Here is a 19,926-nt window from a genome sequence, read left to right as displayed (position 1 = left end):
TAACGACACTATGGCGCTGGGTGCAGAAGCCGCACTAAAAGCGGCGGGGAAAAATAATGTCATCGTGGCCGGTTTTGATGGCAGCGACTACACCCGCGATTCAATCATTAATAAAAGCAATATTAAAGCGACAGTACTGCAGCCCGGCTGGCAACAGGCACAAATGGCTGTTGAGCAGGCGGATTACTATCTGAAAAACGGCAAAGCCCAGAAAGAAGAAAAACAGCTCATGGATTGCGTGCTGATTGACGAAACCAATGCCAGCAAGCTAAACAAGTTCAACCTGAGCCACTAAGCGGAGGCACTATGTCGTTAACACAATGGGGTGCCGCGCTGGTTGGATGCGCCACCCTGTTGCTGACGGCCTGTACGGTAGTTGACCTCGACGAAAACGGCAAACCAATTATCCCGGCCGATCCTCAGGCCAAAGCCAGTTTCGACAACCAGACTCCCGATCAGATCGCGCAACAAACCTGGCATTCCCGCGTCCTGGAAGCGGCACAGCAACATGTTCTGGATGCTTCAGCGCTGACCACTCGCCTGAAGGCCCCCTCACCCGCTCCCGAAAGCGTGTTTGTACGCCTGACCAGCCAGATTGATAGCGTCGACACCACCAATGGGCGAGAGCACACCATCGTGGTGAGGGTCAATGATATGCCCGTCACGATTCAGATTGGCCCGGTAATGCGTGGCAATGCTATTCGCGATGCCAGTGGTTTCAAGTTTGAAGATTTTACTAACCAGGTTCAGTTTGCCCAACTGTCACGGGCTTATAACCGTGAAGCGGCGAAACAGTTACCCGCCGTAGACACTAGCTGGCAAGGGAAAACTGCCACGGTGCTGTTTGCCGTGACGTTGAATGCTGGAAAAGCGGAAAACGCAGCAGCACTGACGCTGGAACAGGAGGCTCACTAATGCGCAATACCTCAGCTGATGACATCATCCTGCGCACGCATGCCATTTCAATGCTGTTTCCCGGCACAATTGCACTGGACAGCGTCGATTATCAGGTCTGGCGTGGCAAGGTGAATGTGATTATTGGTGAGAATGGTGCGGGGAAATCGACGTTGATGAAGATCCTCGCTGGCGTTCAGCAACCCAGTAGCGGTGAGATGTCGCTCAATGGAAATCCCGTGCGCTTTGCCAGCACCCGGGATGCTGCGGCACATGGAATTGGTATGGTGCATCAGGAGTTAAACCTGTTTGAGAACCTCACCGTCGCGGAAAACATTTTCCTCGGTCGGGAGATTCAAAAAGGCATGGCCCCCATTAATGAGGCCGAGCAAGAGAAACGCACCGCGGAATTATTAACCCGGCTCGATCAGCCGATATCACCGCGCGACCTGGTTGGCAATCTCAAAGTAGGGCAGCAACAGCTGGTCGAAATCGCCAAAGCACTGGCTGAAGATGCAGATATCCTGATTCTTGATGAACCCACCTCAGCGCTCAGTAAAACTGAAGTCGAGATTCTGTTTCGCGTGATCCGTGAACTTACTCGCCAGGGCGTGTCGATAATCTATATCTCCCATCGCCTCGAAGAATTGATGGCAATTGGCGATGTGATCACTATTTTACGCGATGGTAAATTTCAAGCCGAAGCCAAGGTTAGCGACATCGATGTCCCGTGGATTGTGCGCGAGATGTTGGGCAGTGATCCGGTAAGCAACTTTCTCGAACCCGGCCGCACGTTTGGAGCTCCGGTTCTGGAAGCTGAACATATCACCTGCGTGAATACCGCTGGCAGCGCAGTCGTCAATGACGTCACCTTTAACGTTCATGCCGGTGAAATTGTCGGTATCTATGGACTTATGGGGGCTGGGCGAACCGAATTGTTCGAGTGCTTGTTAGGTACTGAGCGCAACTACCTCGGAAAACTGTGGCTCGACAGCAAACCGGTCCCGCAGCGCTTAACCACCGCCGATCGCATCCGTATGGGAATGAGTCTGGTGCCGGAGGATCGCAAGCGCACAGGGATTTTCCCCATTTCATCCGTCGCCACCAATCTGACCATTGCCAGCCTTTGGCGGCGTCTGCAACGTGGCTTTGCCATTGCCCGCAAAGATGAAGAGGCCGTGGTCGCCAGCACAATTGGCAATCTGTCGATAAAAGTCTCCTCGCCAGAGGTTGAAATTCAGGCGCTGAGCGGAGGGAACCAGCAAAAAGTGGTGATTGGTCGCTCTCTGCTCACCAATCCCAAAATTCTATTTCTTGACGAACCCACACGCGGCATCGATGTCGGGGCGAAAGCCGATGTGTTCCGCATGATGGTCCAGCTTTCCCAGCAGGGTATTGCTGTGGTCTTCTCCACCTCAGATTTAAAAGAAATTATGGCGGTTTCTGACCGCATTCTGGTGATGTCCGGCGGCAAGCTAACTGCCGATATCGCCCGCGATCGTGCCGAAGAATCGGCGCTGGTAACCGCAAGTGCTCAGGGGTTCTGATATGAAAACACTACAATCTGCCGCCAACGCGCCTCGCTCCACAGTCGCCTTCTCTCGGGAAAATATCCTGCTACTAATCCTAAAACTGCGCACTTTTATTGCACTGTTTTTAATCGTCGGGTTCTTTGCCTTCACCGTACCGGGATTTCTCTCTGGCGGCAGCATGGTCATTATGATCAAGCATATCGCCATTAACGCCTTTCTGGCGCTGGGGATCACGTTTGTCATTATTACCGCCGGGATTGATCTCTCAATTGGCGCTACGCTTGGGCTGTGCGGCATGGTCGCAGGATGGCTAATCACTAAAGGCATTGTATTGCCAATGTTCGGCATCGCAATTTTCCCCAGCGTCTGGGTGATTGTGCCTGTCGTCTTGTTGATTGGTGGGCTGATTGGCGCGGCGAATGGTTGGATCATCACCCACTATAACGTCGCACCGTTTATTTGTACGCTCGGAACCATGTACGTTTTGCGCGGGGCGGCGATGCTGACCTCCGATGGGCAAACCTTTCCCGGGCTTTCCGGCAATCCGCAGCTCGGCAATACCGGTTTTGATGAGATTGGTGCCGGTACACTGTTTGGGATTCCGTGGGCCATCTGGATGATGATTGTGCTGGCACTGGTCATTGCTTACGTCGCTCGTCGTCTACCTTTTGGTCGCCACGTTTACGCCATCGGGGATAACGAGCGCGCTGCTGAGCTGTCAGGGGTAAAAGTAAAACAGGTGAAAATCTGGGTGTATACCCTATCCGGACTGTGTGCCGCGATTGCTGGAATTGTGGTCTCGGCACAGCTTTCCGCCAGCCATCCGGCCAACGGTACGGCATTTGAGATGAACGCCATTGCCGCAGTGGTTCTCGGCGGTACGTCACTGGCCGGTGGACGGGGCACGATTTTAGGCACGCTGATTGGCGCTTTCGTTATCGGTTTTCTGGCCGATGGTCTGGTGATGATGGGCGTCAGCGAGTTCTGGCAAATGGTGATTAAAGGTATCGTGATTATCGTCGCGGTCATCATCGACCAGATGCAAAACCGGATGCAGCAAAAAGCCGCGGTGGTAGCACAAAAGGCGGCGATGGAAAGTCAGTAATCCCCTCTGAAAAGTCTGATATGCACAACCAGACAGCTCCAGGGGCCTCCTGGGGCTGTCAATTGTTTAACTCACCGTGACATCACCCTTCCACCAGACTGCGGGCTGTCGGGTAGTCGGTGATCAATACGTCAATATAATTCCCCTGCAATGCCCCGCGTATCGCATTCTGTTTTTCCACACCACCAGCCAAAGCAATCACGTGGTTACACTCCCGGATCTGCGAAAGCTCCATTCCGATGACCGGGTCTTCCTCATGGCTGAGTACCGGGTTACCTGCTGCATCGTAATAATGCAGACAGATATCGCCTACTGCGCCGCGCTCGGCGAGCAGTCGCAACATTTCTTCGTTGTAGTAGTTGCCTGAGTTTTTCAGCAATTGAGAAGGCTCCAGTTCGCCAATACCGACAATTGCCACATCCACTTCAGCGAACTTTTCAACCACCGCGGCAACGTCAGGGCTGTTAACCAACCGTGTACGCTCTTCAACCGAATGCTCAATACTTTGTGAAGGCAGCAGCCAGGCCGGACAGCCGAGGTGCGCTGCCAACTGTTGCGTAAGAATCGTGGCCTGCACGTTACCATTCGGCCCTACGCCGCCCAGCAGTTGGATCACACCCGCCGCACGGATATTTTGCGGGTGCATCTCATCGACCATACAGCGAATGGTGCTACTCCAGGAGGAAATTCCAACCAGGTCCTCGGCTCGCAAGCGGGTTTCAACGTAATGCGCCGCCGCGCTGCCAATTGCATGCTTAATTTGCGTATTGCTGGGGTTGTCACCGACATCCACGACAATCGCCTGACGAATACCAAACTGCTCTTCAATGGCTTTTTCCAGCGCCACAAAGATATTGGTCGGCTGTACGACGGTGATTTTCACCAGCCCTTCTTTCTGACAACGCGTTAAAGCACGGGAGACAAAGGACTGCGACAAATGCAGCAGCGTGGCGATTTCAGACTGTTTTTTATTTTCGGCGTAGTAAAGCGTGGCAATCTTAACCAGCAACCGCTGTTCATCCTGCTTTGACATGGCATTCCCCCTGATAAACTGCCTGTTATTTTTATTCATACCTGAATAGATAACAAGTCATCAGTACCTTTCCAGTTATCACGTTAGTGTGATCCTTTTCTCTTTTCTCCAAAATTTGGTGGCACAAGCCGTAGACAAACCGCCAGACAAGGCATATCTTTAATCATGAATAATAAATCAGTAGTGAATATTTATTCTAACCAATAACGACTGACTGTTTTATCTGCAGATTACGTGGTGGGTAGAGAGACAGTTGCACTACTGCACTCACATGGAATATTTATTCACTCAAGATTAAACATTCAAGAGGTGTCTTATGAATCCGTTTTCGCTCTCAATACCAGAGCTAGAAAAGAAAGCACGTGCCGTGCGTCGCCGCATTATCGTGTTGAATGCTGAAAGCCCGGCTGGCGGGCACACTGGCGCAGACCTGTCGCAGGTTGAACTGCTGACAGCACTCTATTTTCGTATCCTGAATTGCTCCCCGGAGATTAAAGAGAGCGACGAGCGCGATATCTACATCCAGTCAAAAGGTCACGCTGTGGGCGGTTACTACTGTGTCTTGGCAGAAGCCGGTTTTATTCCTGTGGACTGGCTGGCGACCTATCAACACGCCGATTCGCATCTGCCGGGGCATCCGGTAAAACATAAAACGCCAGGAATTGAATTGAATACCGGAGCTCTAGGTCACGGTCTGCCGGTTGCAGTAGGGATTGCGCTGGCGGCTAAACGCAGCAACAGCAAACGCCGGGTGTTTGTCGTCACCGGTGATGGTGAACTGGCCGAAGGCAGCAACTGGGAAGCAGCACTGGTCGCTGCCCACTATAAACTGGATAACCTGATTATCATCAACGACAAAAATAACCTCCAGCTTGCCGGATCAACCAAAGAGATCATGAACACCGATCCGCTGGATGAAAAATGGCGAGCCTTCGGTATGCAAGTCACAGAGTGTCGCGGGAACGATATGAGTGATGTGGTACGCACGCTGGAAGGATTACCCCCTGAAGGCAAGCCATATGTCGTCATTGCACACACCACCAAAGGAGCCGGGATCTCTTTTATCCAGGGCCGCCCGGAATGGCACCACCGCGTGCCAAAAGGAGAAGAAGTTGAACTGGCGCTGGAGGAACTGAAAGATGCGTAATAGCGAACACCTCGCCACCGTCATGGTGAACACGTTAATTGCCGCGGTCAAACGTGGAATGGATGTTGTGCCGGTGGTGGCTGACTCAACATCAACAGCAAAAATCGCCCCATTTATGAAGGAATTTCCCGGTCGTCTGGTCAACGTGGGTATTGCCGAACAGACGTTGGTCGGTGCTGCTGCCGGACTGGCGCTGGGCGGTAAAATCGCCGTCACCTGTAACGCTGCGCCCTTCTTGATTTCACGGGCCAATGAGCAAATTAAAGTCGACATTTGCTACAACAATACCAACGTGAAGTTGATTGGCCTGAACGCAGGGGCCAGCTACGGACCGCTCGCCAGTACGCACCACAGCATTGATGATATTTCCGTGCTACGCGGTTTTGGCAATATTGAGATTTACGCCCCGTCCTGTCCGGTGGAATGCCGACAGATTCTCGATTACGCCTTAAGCCACATAGGTCCGGTTTATATTCGCCTGGATGGCAAAGCCTTACCCGAATTACACGACGAAAACTACCAGTTCGCGCCGGGTAATATCGATATTTTGCGCAAAGGAAAAGATGTCGCACTGGTGGCAATGGGTTCAACTGTGCATGAAATTGTCGAGGCTGCCACAGTGCTGGAACAGGCGGGTATTGACGCCAGCGTAATCAGTGTACCGTCAATACGTCCCTGCAATACCCAACAGTTACTGGCAGCTTTAACCCACTGCAAGGCAGTGGTTAGCGTGGAAGAACATAACATTAATGGCGGCGTGGGAAGTCTGGTGGCTGAAGTGCTGGCAGAAGCTGGCTGTGCCATTCCACTGCGTAGATTGGGGATTGCCGATGGCCAATATGCAATCGCAGCCGATCGTGCAGCAACGCGCGCACGCCATGAAATTGACGCGGCGGGTGTCGTGAAAAACGCCACCGCACTGTTGCTGGCAACACGATAAAACAATAACAACAACAGAACACTTACTGGAGAAAGCGATGTCACGAATTCCTCATCAGTTGACCATGGCGGTGATTATTGGCAATCGGGGATTTTTCCCGAGCTATCTGGTTGCTGAAGCCCGCGAACAAGCCAGCGTGCTCTTTGAGCGGCTGGGCATTAACACCATTATGCTCAACGAAACGCAGACAGAACTCGGCGGTGTTGAAACCCGTCAGGATGCGAAAGTTTGTGCTGAACTTTTCCGCGCTCACCGCGACAAGATTCACGGTGTGGTGGTACTACTGCCGAACTTTGGCGATGAAAAAGCGATAGCGGAAACGCTGAGACTTTCCGGTTTAGATGTCCCGGTTCTGATCCAGGCGCAGGAAGACAACCTGGATAAAATGGGGCTTGCCACTCGCCGTGACAGCTTCTGCGGCAAGATCTCCCTGTGCAATAACATGCGCCAGTACGGTATTCCGTTTACGCTAACCACCCAGCATGTCTGCGACCTGTCAGGCGAGGTGTTTGCACAAGACCTGAAACGTTTCGAACAAATCTGTCGCGTGGTCGCCAGCATGCGCGGAGTTCGCGTCGGCGCTATCGGCGCACGTCCAGCTGGGTTTAACACCGTCCGCTACAGCGAAAAATTGCTCGAAAGACTGGGTATTGCCGTCGAAACACTGGATCTGTCTGAAGTCTTTACCCGCATCAAACGACTGCGCGACGACGATATCCGGGTGGATGAAAAACGCCGCCTGTTGATGGATAACGCCGACGCCAGCGCCATTCCAGCAGACAAACTGGTCACCATGGCAAAACTGTTTGTCGTTATCAGCGAATGGGTCATCGCTAATGATATTGATACAACTGCCATCCAGTGCTGGACCTCGCTGCAGGAAAATTTAGGCATCAACGTGTGCTCAATCATGAGCGTGATGTCCGGGCAGTTAATGCCCAGTGCCTGCGAAGTGGATGTGATGGGCGCGTTGTCAATGTATGCCCTCGCCAGCAGCAACTTAAGTCCAGCATCCATTGCCGACTGGAATAATAATTTCGGCGACGATCGTGATAAATGCGTTCTTTTTCACTGCGGTAATTTCGCATCAGCCAGTCTGGACAGCCCGAAGATGGGGACGGCGGATATCATCGGTACCACCGTCGGTAAAGAGAACACCTGCGGTGCAGTTCATGGTCGTATGAAAAGCGGTGCCTTGACCTACTTCCGCCTGAGTACCGACGATTTAACCGGCGAAATCAAAGCCTACGTCGGCGAAGGGCTATCGGTTGACGATCCGCTGGACACTGTCGGCTGCCGAGCGGTAATCCAGGTGCCTCATCTGGAGAACCTACTGGCCTGGATTTGTCGTAATGGCTTTGAGCATCACGTGGCAATGAACCATTCCGCCAGCGCAGAGGTACTGCATGAAGCTTTCACCCGCTATCTCGGGGTGGATACCTTTTTCCATCGCTAATACTCAGGGAAACCGAAGGGCTGGAGAAAACAATGTCAGCACAAAAAGACATTATTATTGCGCTTGATGAAGGCACCACCAATGCCAAAGCCGTAGCGCTGGATGGTCAGGGAAACGTGGTCGCGAAGTTCTCCCGCGCGCTGGCGATCCACACGCCCCGTGAAGGCTGGGTTGAACAGTCAGGTGATGCACTTCTGGACGCATCGCTGGATGTTGTGGCACAAGCCATTGCCTGCGTCGGCGCACAACGCGTCGCAGCGCTGGCGATCAGCAATCAACGTGAAACGGCGATAGGCTGGTATCGTGCCAGCGGTCGCCCTCTCGGCCCTGCTATCACCTGGCAATGTTCGCGTACGGCCGATTTTTGCCGTGCATTACGTGAACAGGGGCACGAGGCGTACATAAAATCCATCACCGGATTACCCGTTGCCCCACTCTTTTCCGCCTCTAAAATGCGCTGGCTGCTGGAGTCAGTTCCCAACGGTATGACGCTCGCACAGCAAGGGGAAATATGTCTCGGGACCATCGATAGCTGGTTACTGTGGAACTTAACGCACGGCGAGGAATTTCGTTGCGACATCTCCAACGCTTCACGCACGCAGTTGCTCAATCTCAACAGCGGACAATGGGATAACGAGATGTTGGCTCTATTCGGTATCCCGCAGCAGGCGTTGCCCGAAGTTTGCCCTTCCAGCCACCATTTTGGCGTAACAAAAGGTCTGGAGAGGATACCTGATGGAATCCCTATTCTGGCGATGATTGGCGACTCTCATGCTGCGCTTTTTGCCCATGGGCTGGGTATGGAAGGCTGCGTCAAAGCGACCTATGGCACCGGATCTTCCGTTATGGCTCCCGTATTCTCGGCGCAGTCCGAGGTGAGCGCGCTGGCAACGACCATTGCCTGGCATGACGCTGACACCCTGGTCTACGGACTGGAAGGTAATATTCCGCATACGGGAGATGCCGTCGCATGGATGGCCGATAGCACAGGTCTTAGCGAATTACCGGAAGAGCAACTGCTTCATGAGCTCAATACGCTGCCCGCCACGGTTGACTCCACGCTGGGCGTCTATTTTGTTCCGGCCCTTACCGGGCTGGGCGCGCCCTGGTGGGATGAAGATGCCCGGGGGTTGATTCACGGTCTCAGCCGCGGAGTGAAACGCGCACATCTGGTACGTGCGGCACTGGAGTCGATTACCTATCAGATTGCCGATGTTGTTTTAGCGATGCGCCAGCACAACGGTTTTCGACTCAGCGCGTTAATGGTTGATGGCGGGCCAACAAAAAATGACTGGCTAATGCAGTATCAAGCCGATTTATTGGGCTGTCCGGTGATGCGCAGCGATATCCCTGAACTTTCCGCTATCGGTGCCGGATTGCTGGCACGCAAGAAGCTGCAAGGTGCATCTACCTGCCAGTTGCGAGATTATCTGCCCGAACACGTATCGTTCCAGCCAAACATGGCGCGCCATGGGAGATTGCAAAAACGCTGGCATGAATGGCAAGGGGCCGTCGAACGCACCCGTTGGCAAACCCGTTAATAAATCAACGCTAATGATAAATGCGCCCGCAGCCATAACTGACTGTGGGCGCACTGTTAATTCTTCAAAAGCGAGCTACTGTTGCTGACACGCCGCCAGCGATCGGCGTTGCTGCCCTTTTTCATCGAAGTTATCGGCAGCCAGCCAGCGCTGCAAAACAGCGTCGCACTGGGGCCATTCACTATCAATCATCGATAACCAGTCGCTGTCGCGATTACGCCCCTTGCGCACAATCTTCTGGCGAAAACGTCCTTCGAAGATAAACCCAAGGCGCTCCGCCGCCCGACGGGAAGCCGTGTTCAGAGAGTCACATTTCCACTCCACGCGACGATAGCCCAACGCAAACGCCTGGCGCAGCAACAGCCAGATGCTTTCGGTGCCGAGTACCGTATTTTTCATGCGCGGTGACCAGGTTACATGACCAATTTCAACCGAACCATGCTCCCGTTCGATCGCCATAAAGCACACCAGTCCCACCGCACGACCGGAACGCTGTTCAATGACAGCATAGGGAACCAGAGATGCATCCGTAGATTTGCCCTCTACCCAGCAAGCTGTGGCCTCAACGCTCGTGGGGCGAGAACTTGCAAGCCAGGTCCAGTCGCGATCGTCTGGCGCCTGCGCGTAAGCATCAAACAGATCGGCGGCATGGCTGTCGGCATCCAGGGGAACCAGTCGACAATATTGCCCTGCAAGTTCTTCCCGCGGCAGTACGGCGGCACCATTCCAGTCAGGCACAATATCACCGACGGTCTGTCCATAAAGATTAATTTCCGGCACGATTCAACCCCTGTTGCGAAGTAAAAAATAGTTATAACACCGGCCATTTCGCCTTCAAAGCATCACGGGGGGATTTCTGACAACGAACAGAAATTCAGCGGCCCTTCTATATGCAGCTTGCAAGATGACGCGTCTATACTGATTAAAAATCAACGCTGAAGAGAACACTATGTCCCTACCCGATTTTCATGTTTCAGACCCTTTTACGTTAGGCATTGAACTGGAAATGCAGGTGGTCAATCCTCCGGGCTACGACCTGAGCCAGGACTCTTCCCGACTGATTGACGCCGTAAAGCCGCAGCTCACCGCCGGAGAAGTAAAGCACGATATCACTGAAAGTATGCTGGAGATGGCGACCGGGGTTTGTCGCAATATCGACCAGGCGAGTGCTGAATTATCCGCCATGCAGCAGATAATCTCACGGGTTGCTGCCGAGCATCACCTCGCCATCTGTGGCGGCGGTACGCATCCGTTTCAAAAATGGCAACGTCAGGAAGTCTGCGATGACGAACGCTATCGGCGCAACCTGGAAAATTTTGGCTATCTTATTCAGCAGGCGACGGTATTCGGCCAACATGTGCATATCGGCTGCGCAAACGGCGATGATGCTATTTACCTCCTGCACGGCCTGTCGCGATTTGTTCCCCATTTTATTGCACTCTCTGCCACCTCACCTTATATGCAGACGTCCGACACGCGGTTTGCCTGCGCGCGGCTGAATATTTTCTCCGGATTTCCCGATAATGGCCCGATGCCGTGGGTGAATAACTGGCAGGAATTCGAGGGGTTATTTCGTCGACTGGCTTACACCAGCATGATTGATAGCATTAAAGATTTACACTGGGATATCCGCCCCAGCCCGCACTTTGGTACGGTAGAGGTTCGCGTCATGGACACTCCGCTAACCCTTGAACACGCAGTCAATATGGCGGGACTTATTCAGGCTACCGCCCACTGGTTGCTCACTAAACGGCCATTCAAGCACCAGGAGCGTGATTACCTGCTGTATAAATTTAACCGTTTTCAGGCCTGCCGCTTTGGCATGGCGGGAATCATCACCGACGTCAATACCGGCGATGGGCACCGCCTGTCAGATGACACGCTACGGCTACTGGAGAATGTCGCCGCTTCTGCGGACAAAGTGGGCGCGACCAGCGCGATTGAATCCTTACGCCTGCAGGTTAAAAATGGTCATGATGAAGCGCAGAGCATGCGTGATTTCGTCGCCGACGGCGGATCTCTGAGTGGTCTGGTGAAAAAACATTGTGAGATTTGGGCCGGGCTGTAAGCGTGGCGTTTGCGTTGCCCACAGAGATCCCGGACAATGGCTTTTTAACTCAAGTTTAACAATGCCATGAAACACCCGCTTGAATCACTGATGACCGCCGCAGGGATCCTGCTGCTGGCTTTTTTGTCTTGCCTGCTGCTGCCCGCCCCCTCACTGGGCATTGTGCTGGCGCAAAAACTCGTCGCCACCTTTCATCTAATGGATCTCAACCAATTTTATACTTTGCTGTTTTGTCTGTGGTTTTTACTGCTGGGGGTGATTGAATATTTTGTACTGCGTTTTATCTGGCGGCGCTGGTTCTCGCTGGCGGATTAGACCCGCGAGAACCCTTTGCCTTTAATGCGTTCGGCTATGATTTTCTTTGCGATACGCGCCCGGCGGCTGGCTGAACGTACGGGTGAAAATTCGCGTAAAGGTCTGCTGCGAATCGAATCCGTATTTCAAACAGATGTCATACACTTTCTGGTCGGTATCGCGTAGATCGCGCGCCGCCAGTAGCAGCTTACGCTCGCGGATGTAGCGCCCGAGGCTTTCACCTTTGTACTGCATAAAAAGACGCTGCAGGTGCCATTTGGAATATCCCGCATGGCGTGCAATATCATCAATGCGCAATGGCTGATTCAAATTATCATCAATCCATTCAACAATCGTATCAATGACCTGAGCAGAAATCGTCATCATGCTCTCCCCTGTATTCATTGAGTCGCCTGTTGCCACCAGGCCGTAAACGGTTGGTCCGGTTCGGACAGAATTACCGGTTCACCCAGCATTGGCGTCAGTAGTCGGTAATCCTGACGACGGCTGGCAAGCGCCAGTCGTTTGTAAGGATCATCCCAGGTATGTTTCGCCAGAACGAAACGGCCGGCATGCCCTGGCAACACGGCTTTCGCATGCAGATCGGCCGCAGCCTGCGCCGTCTCTTCTGGCATCATGTGAATAAACTTCCAGTCCTGGTCATATTGACCGTTCTCCATAATCGCCAAGTCAACCGAGCCAAACTGCTCACCGATGGCTTTAAAATGCGGTCCATAGCCGGAATCTCCGCTGTAATAAACGTTCTGCTCCGGCGTTTCGAACATGAAGCTCGCCCATAGCGTCTGGTTGCGCTTGATACCGCGCCCCGAAAAATGACGAGCAGGCAGCACATGAACGATCAGCGAATCCGTCACTCTGACGGACTGATTCCAGTCCCGCTCTTCGATTATCTCGCTGCGCATCCCCCAGTAACGCAGATGCGACCCTACGCCGAGCGGCGTAATTACCCGCTTAATTTTCGGCATTAACGCCTTGATAGTGGCGAGATCCAGATGGTCATAGTGATCGTGCGAGATAATGAGCAGATCGATCTCCGGCATCGTCTGCGCAGTCCACGGATAATCCCCGGCAAAGGCTTTGTTCAGGAATGAAAACGGTGCGGCATAATTGCTAAATACCGGATCAATCAGGATACGTTGACCCGCCAGCTGCAAATACCATGAGGAGTGGCCCAGCCAGACCAGAGTATCCTGCTGTGGCGAAAGTCCGGCGAGATCGGTTGCCACCAGCGGTAACGGCTGCGCCGGGCGCGCATTATCACGCTTAGCGACCAGAAATTCCCACCAGGCCGCCAGCATGCCTTTGTTGCCGGTATAGCCCGGTGTCGGCACCTGGTTATGAAACTGTCCATCACGATAGTGAGGTGACTGTTCAACCAAACTCAGTTGTGCCCCTTGCGGAGCCTGACCAAACCCGGCATTGAGTACAAACGGTAAACTTGCAGCTGCGGCAATTAGCATAATAACAACCACACAAACTGTGAGACGCTTCATATCCTGACCTTAAACGCGCCCCTTTCCGCTGGTTTGCGCGACTGACTCTTGATTATGAGTGAGTAAGCACTCATTATAGAAATCGAAAGTTCGCCGTCAAGATGATTTTCAATCTTTGACATTCGCCGTTGCGGTGCTGCAAAGGCCGTGATTCAATCATGTTTTTTACAGACTTAAGGGTAAAGTGTAGTGGCTCGTCCGAAGAGTGAAGACAAAAAACTGGCATTACTGGAAGCTGCAACCACAGCATTTGCACAATCAGGCATTGCGGCATCTACCGCCGTGATAGCCCGCAATGCAGGGGTTGCGGAGGGGACGTTGTTTCGCTATTTCGCAACCAAAGATGATTTGATCAACGAGCTTTACCTCTTTTTGAAGCAAGACCTTTGTCAGTCGATGATGGCAAATTTGGATCGATCGGTGACCGATGCCAAAACCATGACTCACTACATCTGGAACAGCTACATTAGCTGGGGCCTGAACCATACCTGCGGGCATCGCACGATTCGTCAGTTGGCCGTCAGCGAGAAAATCAGCAAAGAAACGGAACAGCAGGCTGACGATATGTTCCCGGAACTGCGCGATCTTTGTCATCGCTCCGTACGACCTGAGTTTATGTCTGACGAGTATCGCGCCTTTGGCGACGCGCTGTTTCTTTCTCTGGCAGAGACCACCATGGAGTTCGCCGCCCGCGATGCGGCTCGCGCAAAAGAATATATTTCGATGGGATTTGAGGCGATGTGGCGCGCACTCACCCGTGAGGAAAAATAATGGACGGCCAGACTTTACATGCCTGTGCAAAGCGCCTTGCGCTCGAACTGCCTTTTACCGAGCACTGCTGGCCATTCGGCCCGGAATACGATGTCTTCAAAGTCGGCGGCAAAATTTTTATGCTGGTCTCAGAGCTTCGCGGACGCCCGCTGGTTAACCTGAAAGCCGATCCGCAAAAGTCACTGTTAAATCAGCAGATCTACCCCAGCATTGAACCCGGCTATCACATGAATAAAAAGCACTGGATATCGGTCTACCCAGGCGACGACATTACCGAGTCATTACTGACGGAGTTGGTAAATGATTCATGGCATCGCGTCGTAGACGGCCTGGCGAAGCGGGATCAAAAACGCCTGCGTCCAGGTTGATTTATCGTTAACTCCGATAAGTGTTTTTGCATTTTCCTGTCTTATCTTTTTCTTGCTAACCCTGTACCCTGCTGAAACAAAACGCACCCGCAGGGTATGAAAAATCACCAGGAGTAGTTATGGATATTGTTTCTGTCGCCTTAAAACGTTACTCCACTAAGGCATTCGATCCGAATAAAAAACTAACCGCTGAGCAGGCCGAAAAATTAAAAACGCTGCTGCAGTTTAGTCCGTCCAGCACCAACTCTCAGCCGTGGCACTTTATCGTTGCCAGCACTGACGAAGGTAAAGCGCGCGTGGCGAAATCCGCAGCCGGCGGTTTTGTATTCAACGAACGTAAAATGCTGGATGCTTCCCACGTCGTGGTGTTCTGCGCCAAAACGGCTATGGACGATGCCTGGCTGGAGCGCGTGGTGGATCAAGAAGAGCGCGATGGCCGTTTCGCCACCCCTGAAGCCAAAGCCGCAAACCACAAAGGCCGTACCTTCTTTGCCGACATGCATCGCAAAGAGCTGAAAGATGACAACCACTGGATGGCAAAACAGGTGTATCTGAACGTCGGTAACTTCCTGCTGGGCGTGGCGGCGATGGGTCTTGATGCGGTGCCGATCGAAGGCTTCGATGCGGCGGTGATGGATGCAGAATTTGGCCTGAAAGAAAAAGGGTTCACAAGCGTAGTTGTGGTCCCGGTGGGTCATCACAGCGTAGAAGATTTCAACGCCGCGTTGCCAAAATCTCGTCTGCCGCTGGAAACAACACTGACGGAAGTTTAATCCCCGCATTTGCATAAGCTCTACACAGCGGTCATCATAGACCGCTGTTTATTAAGGAGACGTTATGCAGGAATTGATATCTCAGGTAGAAGAACTCGGCATTGAAATAAATCACACCACCTCACTGGTGATGATTTTTGGCATTATTTTTATCACCGCCATTATTGTTCACGTTATTTTGCACTGGGTGGTATTACGCGCATTTGAAAAGCGCGCCAACGCCAGCTCCCGCCTGTGGCTACAAATCATCACGCAGAACAAGTTATTTCATCGGCTGGCATTCACCCTGCAGGGTATCATTGTCAATATACAGGCCGCACTCTGGTTGCAGAAAGGCAGTGAAGCAGCAGAAATATTAGGGACCTGCGCACAGCTGTGGATCATGATGTACGCCCTGTTGTCCTTGTTTTCCCTGCTGGACGTCATTCTCAATCTGTCGCAAAAATTCCCTGCCGCATCGCAATTGCCGCTAAAAGGCATATTTCAGGGCATCAAGCTCATCAGCGCTATTGTCGTCGGAATATTGATGATTTCCCTGCTGATTGGTCAGTCACCGGCAATATTGATAAGCGGTCTGGGTGCCATGGCCGCCGTGTTAATGCTGGTGTTTAAAGATCCGATCCTCGGGCTGGTGGCCGGAATACAGCTTTCAGCCAACGATATGTTGAAGTTGGGTGACTGGCTGGAAATGCCTAAATACGGCGCAGATGGCGCGGTGATTGATATTGGCTTAACCACCGTAAAAGTGCGCAACTGGGATAACACCATCACCACTATCCCAACCTGGTCACTGGTATCGGACTCTTTTAAAAACTGGAGTGGGATGTCGGCTTCCGGTGGGCGACGCATTAAACGCAGCATCAGCATTGATGCCACCAGCATTCATTTTCTTGATGAGGATGAGCGTCAGCGGCTGCATAAAGCGCACCTGCTGAAACCGTATTTGACCACGCGCCATCAGGAAATTGACGAGTGGAATCAGCAGTTAGATGCGCCTGAATCGGTATTAAACCACCGTCGGATGACGAATATTGGCACCTTCCGCGCCTATCTGAACGAATATTTGCGTCATCATCCGCGGATTCGCAAAGATATGACGTTAATGGTGCGCCAGCTTGCGCCAGACGATCATGGTTTACCGATCGAAATTTATGCTTTTACCAATACGGTGGTCTGGCTGGAATATGAAAGTATTCAGGCTGATATTTTCGACCATATATTCGCCGTGATCGAAGAATTTGGCTTGCGCATTCATCAGTCGCCCACCGGAAATGATATTCGCGCGCTGTCAGGCGCGTTTCAACGCTAACGCTCAGGTACTGGCGCGTGAAATATAGCGCCAGTCCATCATCACCCTTTCCGTCTGCGCGTCAGGATTTTCTATTTTATTCAGCAGCAATCCTACCGCTTTGCGGCCTATATCCCGCGAGGGCTGCTCAATGGTCGAAAGCTGTGGGGAAACCATTTCTGCCAGTTCCGTACCGTCGAAGCCCACGACGGCGATATCCTGCGGGATCTGTAATCCGGCATTGAAAATAGCACGCATCGCCCCAGCGGCCAGCGTGTCCGATACGGCAAACACCGCGTCGGGTTTCACCTCTGCGGCAAGCAATGTTTTCATCGCCGCAATTCCTGCGCTGGAACTTAATTCGCTGGCGTATTCTACGGCCTGATACTCAAGCGACAGCGCATGCAGCGCCGCTTTATAGCCACGTTCGCGCAACCGGGCGTATTTATAACTCAGATCATGATTGATTAGCGCAATGCGTCGATAGCCCTTTTCCACCAGGTGAGATATTACCGACTGCGCAGCGTCAACATCGTTAATCCCTACGCAGGAAACCGCGCCTTTATCAGCATATTCCGCACACTGAACCCAGGGAGCGTCGCCAATCAGCGTGGTCAGTTCCGGTAATTTTGAGAATGCATCCATGGTGATAATGCCATCAACGATTTTCCCCGACAGCAGCTTTAGCGCCGATTTTGAGCGGGCGGTATCCGAGCCGGAATTACACAGCAAAATGCGATAGCCATTCTTTTCCGCCTCTTCTTCAATGCCTTTAACAACCTCTGCACAAAAAGGGTTGGCAATGTTGGAAACCATCACCAGAATCATCGAACTGCGTGCCGTACGCAGCTGACGAGCCAGCAGGTTGGGCTGATAATTGCTTTCTTTAATAGCCTGAAGCACACGCTCGCGATTTTTGGCTTTGACGGTATCACTGTGATTCAGCACACGCGATACCGTCGCCACCGACACACCGGCAAGCTGGGCGATTTTTTGAATAGACATAACGACGACAAGTCCTGCGGTTTAGGCTTTACGTTGAGGCTACCATAAAATCACTGCCCGGCGAACCGGGTGCGTGTTTAGCGCTGCACTGATACCCAGCGCTGCTGCTGATGGCTTTTTATAATCGCATCAATGATATACATCACATCCGCACCATCAGAAAATGACGCAAATCGACGCTCCGCCGTCGCGGGCATTTTGCCAGCCTGCACCGCCTGATAGAACTGTTGCATCATATTCTTGAACGCATCCGGCCAGCCCTCAATATGCCCACCCGGAAAGTGCGCACTGGCAGCAACATCCGCATTCATCAATCCTGGGTCATCCGTCAGGATCTGGTTCGCCTGCTGACGGTGCCCGATCCAAAGCTGTTGCGGCGTTTCCTGATCCCAGTGCAGTGAACTCTGGCTACCGTTAATTTCAAAGCTCAGGTGATTCTTGCGCCCGGCACTCACCTGTGAAACGCTAAAGCAGCCTTTGCTACCATCGTCAAAACGTACCAGCACCGATCCACAATCTTCCGTCGTCACCGCTTTATCCTCAAATTGCAGGTCAGCCGTTTGCTGGCCAAACGTAGCGTTACTGGCGATGCTGGCTTTTCGTACCGGCCAGACGATAGCCAGATCGGCCATCACCTCGACAATACGTTTTCCAGTGACGAATTGCACCGTGTCACACCAGTGGGAACCGATATCCGCTACCGCCCGTGAGTTGCCGCCTTGTTTGGCATCGACCCGCCAGTTGTAGTCAGTTTCCAGCAGCATCCAGTCCTGCAAATAGCTCCCCTGGACGGCAAACAGACGCCCCACGCTACCGCGCCTGACCATGCTGGCAGCCTGTTGTACCATCGCAAACTGACGATAGACAAAGCTCACGCCGTGCACCACTCCTACCTGCTCCGCCAGCGTTTCCAGTTCACGAGCCTCATCAGGCGTCATACACAGCGGCTTTTCTGAAAACACGTGTAGACCCGCGCGTAGAATCTGCCGATTGATGTCGGCATGCAGATGATTCGGCGTACAGTTATGCACCACCTGCAGTCCGGGATGCGCCAGCAGCGCCTCAACGCTGCCGTACGCGTGAGGAATATGAAGAGCATCTGCACGTTCCTGAGCAACCGCCAGCGAGCTATCACAGAGCGCCACCACGTTCACACCGCCGAGTCGACGCAACGCCTCGATATGTGCAGGCCCAATAAAACCGCTGCCAATAATGCCAACCTGTATCATTTGCGTACCTCATCGCCAGCGGCGAAATCATCAAATGCGCGTGAAGAAACCGGAATAATGTGGCGGCGTATAAAATCGCTCCCCTCACGCGCCCCGGTTTGCGCGTCTTTCAGGCAACACTCCCATTCCAGTACCGCCCAGCCAGGGAAATCATATTGTGTGAGCTTGCTGAAGATGGTTTTGAAATCGACCTGCCCGTCCCCCAGGGAACGGAAACGCCCAGCACGATCGAGCCACGGCTGATAACCGCCATAGACACCACTGCGGCTACTGGCGTGGTACTCAGCGTCCTTGACGTGAAACGCTTTAATGCGCGAGTGGTAAACATCGATAAACCCAAGGTAATCCATCTGCTGCAATAACAGATGGCTCGGGTCATAGAGAATGTTGCAGCGAGGATGATGATTAACCAGCGCCAGAAAGCGCTCAAACGTTACGCCATCGTGCAGATCTTCACCGGGATGGATTTCAAAGCAAACATCCACCCCATGATGATCAAAGCGATCGAGAATGGGCCTCCAGCGGCGTGCCAGTTCCAGAAAAGCCTCTTCAAAGCGCTGACGGTTATGCGGTGGCCACGGATAAAAGAAGGGCCAGGCGAGCGAACCTGAAAACGTAGCATGCGCCGTCAGCCCCAGCCTTTGCGAAGCCGCAGCGGCCTGGTGGAGGGTTTCGATGGCCCACGCCTGCCTGGCCTGCGGATTAGCGCGTACAGATGGCGGAGCAAATCCGTCAAAAGCGTCATCGTAAGCCGGATGGACGGCAACCAGTTGGCCTTCAAGATGGGTAGATAGTTCGCTAATCACCAGCCCATGCCCGGCCAGCATCCCATGAATATCATCACAATAGGCCTGACTTCTGGCTGCTTGTTCGACATCAAACAAAGACTTGTGATTACACGGGATTTGTAATGCCTTATAGCCCAGCTCCGCCGCCCATTTTGCCACGCCTTCCAGGGTGTTAAATGG

Annotated in this window: 21 protein-coding genes; 14 read left to right on the top strand and 7 right to left on the bottom strand. The window is 52.8% G+C overall.

Annotated elements, in window-relative coordinates; genetic code table 11:
• The 4 genes from FDW87_RS21520 to FDW87_RS02165 form a co-directional block, all read left to right on the top strand.
• A partial coding sequence (locus FDW87_RS21520) for a substrate-binding domain-containing protein (RefSeq protein WP_252362955.1) occupies positions 1–295 on the top strand: 295 nt, incomplete at its 5' end.
• Between the two features lie 11 nt (positions 296–306).
• Complete coding sequence (locus FDW87_RS02175) at positions 307–915, top strand: DUF2291 family protein (protein ID WP_137379420.1); 609 nt, start codon at positions 307–309, stop codon at positions 913–915.
• Complete coding sequence (locus FDW87_RS02170) at positions 915–2,441, top strand: sugar ABC transporter ATP-binding protein (RefSeq protein WP_170973930.1); 1,527 nt, start codon at positions 915–917, stop codon at positions 2,439–2,441. Before FDW87_RS02175 ends, FDW87_RS02170 begins: the two co-directional genes overlap by 1 nt.
• 1 nt (position 2,442) lies before the next feature.
• Positions 2,443–3,531, top strand: a complete 1,089-nt coding sequence (locus FDW87_RS02165) for an ABC transporter permease (RefSeq protein ID WP_103283601.1) — start codon at positions 2,443–2,445, stop codon at positions 3,529–3,531.
• 82 nt (positions 3,532–3,613) lie between these two features.
• On the opposite strand, the gene FDW87_RS02160 is transcribed toward FDW87_RS02165, so the two are convergent.
• The gene (locus FDW87_RS02160; RefSeq protein WP_137379419.1) at positions 3,614–4,564 is read right to left on the bottom strand and encodes a sugar-binding transcriptional regulator; all 951 of its coding nucleotides are present in this window, start codon (positions 4,562–4,564) and stop codon (positions 3,614–3,616) included.
• A gap of 316 nt (positions 4,565–4,880) precedes the next feature.
• On the opposite strand from FDW87_RS02160, the gene FDW87_RS02155 reads away from it, so the two are divergent.
• The 4 genes from FDW87_RS02155 to FDW87_RS02140 are packed head-to-tail and all read left to right on the top strand — an operon-like array spanning position 4,881 to position 9,648.
• Positions 4,881–5,711, top strand: a complete 831-nt coding sequence (locus FDW87_RS02155; protein ID WP_137379418.1) for a transketolase — start codon at positions 4,881–4,883, stop codon at positions 5,709–5,711.
• Positions 5,704–6,651 carry a transketolase family protein gene (locus tag FDW87_RS02150; protein ID WP_047358064.1) on the top strand — a complete coding sequence of 316 codons (948 nt, stop codon included), beginning with the start codon at positions 5,704–5,706 and terminating at the stop codon, positions 6,649–6,651. Before FDW87_RS02155 ends, FDW87_RS02150 begins: the two co-directional genes overlap by 8 nt.
• Before the next feature lie 37 nt (positions 6,652–6,688).
• Positions 6,689–8,107, top strand: coding sequence for an L-fucose/L-arabinose isomerase family protein (locus FDW87_RS02145; protein ID WP_047358063.1), 1,419 nt, complete (start codon positions 6,689–6,691; stop codon positions 8,105–8,107).
• 32 nt (positions 8,108–8,139) lie between these two features.
• Positions 8,140–9,648, top strand: a complete 1,509-nt coding sequence (locus tag FDW87_RS02140; protein WP_137379417.1) for an FGGY family carbohydrate kinase — start codon at positions 8,140–8,142, stop codon at positions 9,646–9,648.
• A gap of 75 nt (positions 9,649–9,723) precedes the next feature.
• On the opposite strand, the gene FDW87_RS02135 is transcribed toward FDW87_RS02140, so the two are convergent.
• Positions 9,724–10,428, bottom strand: coding sequence for a GNAT family N-acetyltransferase (locus tag FDW87_RS02135; RefSeq protein ID WP_103765988.1), 705 nt, complete (start codon positions 10,426–10,428; stop codon positions 9,724–9,726).
• A gap of 169 nt (positions 10,429–10,597) precedes the next feature.
• On the opposite strand from FDW87_RS02135, the gene FDW87_RS02130 reads away from it, so the two are divergent.
• On the top strand, positions 10,598–11,716 hold the full coding sequence (locus FDW87_RS02130; RefSeq protein ID WP_049271350.1) for a YbdK family carboxylate-amine ligase: 1,119 nt from the start codon (positions 10,598–10,600) through the stop codon (positions 11,714–11,716).
• Positions 11,717–11,782: 66 nt separating this feature from the next.
• A complete protein-coding gene (locus tag FDW87_RS02125; RefSeq protein WP_016152175.1) occupies positions 11,783–12,031 on the top strand; it encodes a DUF1158 domain-containing protein in 249 nt (82 codons plus the stop codon).
• A gap of 21 nt (positions 12,032–12,052) precedes the next feature.
• Here FDW87_RS02125 and FDW87_RS02120 read toward each other — a convergent pair whose 3' ends face one another.
• Both FDW87_RS02120 and FDW87_RS02115 read right to left on the bottom strand, forming a co-directional pair.
• Complete coding sequence (locus FDW87_RS02120) at positions 12,053–12,394, bottom strand: RamA family antibiotic efflux transcriptional regulator (RefSeq protein ID WP_003021996.1); 342 nt, start codon at positions 12,392–12,394, stop codon at positions 12,053–12,055.
• Between the two features lie 17 nt (positions 12,395–12,411).
• Positions 12,412–13,524 carry an MBL fold metallo-hydrolase gene (locus FDW87_RS02115; RefSeq protein ID WP_016152174.1) on the bottom strand — a complete coding sequence of 371 codons (1,113 nt, stop codon included), beginning with the start codon at positions 13,522–13,524 and terminating at the stop codon, positions 12,412–12,414.
• A gap of 189 nt (positions 13,525–13,713) precedes the next feature.
• Between FDW87_RS02115 and FDW87_RS02110 the strand changes: the two genes are divergently transcribed.
• The 4 genes from FDW87_RS02110 to FDW87_RS02095 all read left to right on the top strand — a co-directional run bounded on the left by FDW87_RS02110 (position 13,714) and on the right by FDW87_RS02095 (position 16,745).
• Positions 13,714–14,295, top strand: a complete 582-nt coding sequence (locus FDW87_RS02110; protein ID WP_016152173.1) for a TetR/AcrR family transcriptional regulator — start codon at positions 13,714–13,716, stop codon at positions 14,293–14,295.
• The gene (locus FDW87_RS02105) at positions 14,295–14,663 is read left to right on the top strand and encodes an MmcQ/YjbR family DNA-binding protein (protein ID WP_016152172.1); all 369 of its coding nucleotides are present in this window, start codon (positions 14,295–14,297) and stop codon (positions 14,661–14,663) included. The genes FDW87_RS02110 and FDW87_RS02105 overlap by 1 nt, the downstream gene beginning before the upstream one ends.
• 119 nt (positions 14,664–14,782) lie before the next feature.
• Positions 14,783–15,436 carry an oxygen-insensitive NAD(P)H nitroreductase gene (nfsB, locus tag FDW87_RS02100; RefSeq protein ID WP_016152171.1) on the top strand — a complete coding sequence of 218 codons (654 nt, stop codon included), beginning with the start codon at positions 14,783–14,785 and terminating at the stop codon, positions 15,434–15,436.
• Between the two features lie 64 nt (positions 15,437–15,500).
• Positions 15,501–16,745, top strand: a complete 1,245-nt coding sequence (locus FDW87_RS02095) for a mechanosensitive ion channel family protein (RefSeq protein WP_131347972.1) — start codon at positions 15,501–15,503, stop codon at positions 16,743–16,745.
• Between the two features lie 3 nt (positions 16,746–16,748).
• On the opposite strand, the gene FDW87_RS02090 is transcribed toward FDW87_RS02095, so the two are convergent.
• The 3 genes from FDW87_RS02090 to FDW87_RS02080 all read right to left on the bottom strand — a co-directional run.
• Complete coding sequence (locus FDW87_RS02090) at positions 16,749–17,729, bottom strand: LacI family DNA-binding transcriptional regulator (protein WP_016155936.1); 981 nt, start codon at positions 17,727–17,729, stop codon at positions 16,749–16,751.
• Between the two features lie 77 nt (positions 17,730–17,806).
• A complete protein-coding gene (locus FDW87_RS02085) occupies positions 17,807–18,958 on the bottom strand; it encodes a Gfo/Idh/MocA family protein (RefSeq protein ID WP_137379416.1) in 1,152 nt (383 codons plus the stop codon).
• Positions 18,955–19,926: sugar phosphate isomerase/epimerase (locus FDW87_RS02080; RefSeq protein WP_137379415.1), on the bottom strand; the 972-nt coding region annotated here is incomplete at its 5' end. The genes FDW87_RS02085 and FDW87_RS02080, both read right to left, overlap by 4 nt.

The sequence above is a fragment of the Citrobacter sp. wls826 genome (genome assembly GCF_005281245.1).
Taxonomy (GTDB): Bacteria; Pseudomonadota; Gammaproteobacteria; order Enterobacterales; family Enterobacteriaceae; genus Citrobacter; species Citrobacter braakii.
This window is presented reverse-complemented; position numbering and strand designations above follow the sequence as displayed.

What these genes read in the sequence shown, in the direction of transcription:
- FDW87_RS02085 (WP_137379416.1), bottom strand. Translation starts at nt 18,958, where the DNA reads ATGATACAGGTTGGCATTATTGGCAGCGGTTTTATTGGGCCTGCACAT.
- FDW87_RS02130 (WP_049271350.1), top strand. Translation starts at nt 10,598, where the DNA reads ATGTCCCTACCCGATTTTCATGTTTCAGACCCTTTTACGTTAGGCATT.
- FDW87_RS02165 (WP_103283601.1), top strand. Translation starts at nt 2,443, where the DNA reads ATGAAAACACTACAATCTGCCGCCAACGCGCCTCGCTCCACAGTCGCC.
- FDW87_RS02105 (WP_016152172.1), top strand. Translation starts at nt 14,295, where the DNA reads ATGGACGGCCAGACTTTACATGCCTGTGCAAAGCGCCTTGCGCTCGAA.
- FDW87_RS02120 (WP_003021996.1), bottom strand. Translation starts at nt 12,394, where the DNA reads ATGACGATTTCTGCTCAGGTCATTGATACGATTGTTGAATGGATTGAT.
- FDW87_RS02150 (WP_047358064.1), top strand. Translation starts at nt 5,704, where the DNA reads ATGCGTAATAGCGAACACCTCGCCACCGTCATGGTGAACACGTTAATT.
- FDW87_RS02090 (WP_016155936.1), bottom strand. Translation starts at nt 17,729, where the DNA reads ATGTCTATTCAAAAAATCGCCCAGCTTGCCGGTGTGTCGGTGGCGACG.
- FDW87_RS02160 (WP_137379419.1), bottom strand. Translation starts at nt 4,564, where the DNA reads ATGTCAAAGCAGGATGAACAGCGGTTGCTGGTTAAGATTGCCACGCTT.
- nfsB (WP_016152171.1), top strand. Translation starts at nt 14,783, where the DNA reads ATGGATATTGTTTCTGTCGCCTTAAAACGTTACTCCACTAAGGCATTC.
- FDW87_RS02170 (WP_170973930.1), top strand. Translation starts at nt 915, where the DNA reads ATGCGCAATACCTCAGCTGATGACATCATCCTGCGCACGCATGCCATT.
- FDW87_RS02145 (WP_047358063.1), top strand. Translation starts at nt 6,689, where the DNA reads ATGTCACGAATTCCTCATCAGTTGACCATGGCGGTGATTATTGGCAAT.
- FDW87_RS02115 (WP_016152174.1), bottom strand. Translation starts at nt 13,524, where the DNA reads ATGAAGCGTCTCACAGTTTGTGTGGTTGTTATTATGCTAATTGCCGCA.
- FDW87_RS02125 (WP_016152175.1), top strand. Translation starts at nt 11,783, where the DNA reads ATGAAACACCCGCTTGAATCACTGATGACCGCCGCAGGGATCCTGCTG.
- FDW87_RS02095 (WP_131347972.1), top strand. Translation starts at nt 15,501, where the DNA reads ATGCAGGAATTGATATCTCAGGTAGAAGAACTCGGCATTGAAATAAAT.
- FDW87_RS02175 (WP_137379420.1), top strand. Translation starts at nt 307, where the DNA reads ATGTCGTTAACACAATGGGGTGCCGCGCTGGTTGGATGCGCCACCCTG.
- FDW87_RS02155 (WP_137379418.1), top strand. Translation starts at nt 4,881, where the DNA reads ATGAATCCGTTTTCGCTCTCAATACCAGAGCTAGAAAAGAAAGCACGT.
- FDW87_RS02140 (WP_137379417.1), top strand. Translation starts at nt 8,140, where the DNA reads ATGTCAGCACAAAAAGACATTATTATTGCGCTTGATGAAGGCACCACC.